1 protein-coding gene is annotated in these 2,540 nt (G+C 51.1%); it reads right to left on the bottom strand.

Features of this window, described 5'->3' with window-relative positions; translation table 11 throughout:
* A partial coding sequence (locus QQK21_RS00465) for a non-ribosomal peptide synthetase (protein ID WP_284190250.1) occupies positions 1-2,483 on the bottom strand: 2,483 nt, incomplete at its 3' end.
* Positions 2,484-2,540: the final 57 nt, after the last annotated feature.

Below are 2,540 nucleotides of genomic sequence, written 5' to 3'. Positions count from 1 at the left end.
GCATAAGATAACGGCAATGCGGTTAACTGTGGGTCACGGGCCACCATCGGTGGCACCTGAATAGCTTGCCCTGCCATCGACGCCTCGGCATCTAATGCCACCGCCAGCTCACTCAGAATAGGCTGCGCAAAGAGCGTTTTAATCGGGATGTCTAAGGCAAATTGCTCTCGAATGCCAGCTAATAGTCGGACACCTAATAACGAATGCCCACCCAGTTCAAAGAAATGCGCATCACGGCTGACAGGCGAGTTTAGGTGCAGCAAGGTTTGCCAGAGTTCTGCTAAGCGCGCTTCGGTGAGGCTTTGCGGGGCTTCATAAGCGCCGGTCACCTGAGCTAAATCCGGCTCAGGCAGGGCCTTACGATCCACTTTACCGTTAGGCGTTAATGGCAACTGCTCCAACACCACAAAAGCCGAGGGCACCATGTAATCGGGCAGTACGGCTTTTAACCTTTGCCTCAGTGACTCCATCAGCGTTCCTTCGTCCAAAGCCTCAGGCGTCTCAGCGGCTGTGACATAAGCGACCAAACGCTTGTCACCACCGCGATCTTCACGGGCTAAGACTACGGCTTCTTTAACGCTTGGCTCACGCAGCAGCTGGGACTCAATTTCCCCTAACTCAATCCTAAACCCACGAATTTTGACCTGATGATCCAAACGACCTAAAAAGACAAGATTGCCATCGGGCAGCCAGCGCACCAAATCTCCGGTGCGATATAAACGCGCGTCTGGGTCATCACTAAAGGGATGAGCAATAAACTTGTCAGCCGTAAGTTCAGGGCGATTGAGATAACCGCGCGCTAAGCCCACACCCCCGACATAAAGCTCGCCCGGCACACCGATGGGCACAAGCTGCTGCTCTGGTGAGAGTACATACACCTCAACATTATTAATCGGACGGCCAATGGGTAAAACTGACGGTGATCCTTTATATTCAAATACGCAGCAATCAATGGTCGCTTCGGTTGGTCCATACGCATTAAAGAAGCGACGCTTTTCAGACCAAGCTTGTGCAACTTCAAGAGCGCACTGATCACCTCCAACGACCAGAGTTTGGACACTCTCCCATAACCTTGAGTCAAGATGAGGCAATAGCGCTGGCGTTAAAATGCAATGGGTAAGTACATCGTGTGCAACTCGGTTTGACAGCTCAGAAGGCGATAAAATGACATCATGAGGGTACAGGTAGAGCGCGGCCCCCGTAGATAGTGCTAGAGACCAATCGAGTACCGAAGTATCAAAGCTAATGGCGGCAATTTGGCCTATTCGACTCGTTCGAGTGACATCAAAACGTTGTACTTGATCAGAAACGGCATTGATCACCCCTCGATGCTCGACCAGCACTCCCTTAGGCTTACCCGTTGACCCTGAAGTGTAAATCACATACGCCAAATGCCTTGAGGTTAAACCGATCAGCGTTGGGTCGATATTCTCTTGGATGTAATGGCTCAGTTGCTGCTGCACCTCTGAACAATCCAAGGCAATAGTGCGGTAAGACGCTTGGGCAGAATCTTTAGGTAAATCATGGATAAGGTGCTGCTGGGTGATGATTACCCCCACACCACTGTCTTCGATCATATGACCCAGACGCTCGCTTGGGTAGCTTGGGTCTAAAGGCACATAAGCGCCTCCGGCTTTTAGTATCCCCAAAAGACCAATCATCATCTCAAAACTGCGCTCAGCGCAGAGACCGACTAAAGTATCGCGGCGCACGCCTTGCTCTAATAAATAATGTGCTAGCTGGTTGGCCCGTTGATTGAGTTCACCATAGCTCAGGCTCTGCTGGTTAAACACTAAAGCGGTCGCGTCTGGCTGCTCAGCAGCTTGAGCTTCAACCAGTTGATGGATGCACAGCTCGCTTGGGAAGTCTTGCTGGGTGTCATTCCACTCGACTAACTGCTGCTGTTTTTCTTCTACGGTCAAAATGTCCAGCTCAGCCAGCGGGCGCTCTGGCTGAGTGAGTGCGGCTTGTAGCAAGGCTTCAAAATGCCCTGCTAGACGTGCAACCGTCTCGGCTTTAAAGAGATCTTGATTGTATTCCCAATCCAGCGCCAATCCATTCGCATCTTGCACCACATTCAGGGTTAAATCAAATTTGGCAATGGTCAGGTCAGGCGCTTCAAACTGAACCTCAACGCCAGGCAAGTTCAGCTCAGCGGTGTCATTGTTCTGTAACGCCAGCATCACTTGGAATAAGGGATGGTGACTTAAGTGCCGGTTTGGTTGTAATACTTCCACCAACTGCTCAAATGGCACCTGCTGATGCGCATAGGCATCCAAAGCCGTGGCTCGGCATTGTGTTAGCAGCGTATTAAAACTCGGCGCTTCAGATAAATCGGCTCGTAACACTAAAGTATTGACAAAAAAGCCGATCAAAGGCGCAATTTCAGGTTGCTCCCGATTGGCCACAGGGCTGCCCACCACAATGTCAGTTTCATTGCTGTAGCGACTCAGTAATGCGGCAAAGAGTGCGTGCAGTCCCATAAAGAGCGTCGCCCCCTCCGCCGTGCAGTAATCTTGCAACTGTTGACTGAGCAAGGA

Source organism: Vibrio zhanjiangensis, from assembly GCF_030161235.1.
Taxonomy (GTDB): Bacteria; Pseudomonadota; Gammaproteobacteria; order Enterobacterales; family Vibrionaceae; genus Vibrio; species Vibrio zhanjiangensis.
Note: the sequence above shows the minus strand (reverse complement) of the source record. Positions and strands in the feature narration are given on the sequence as shown.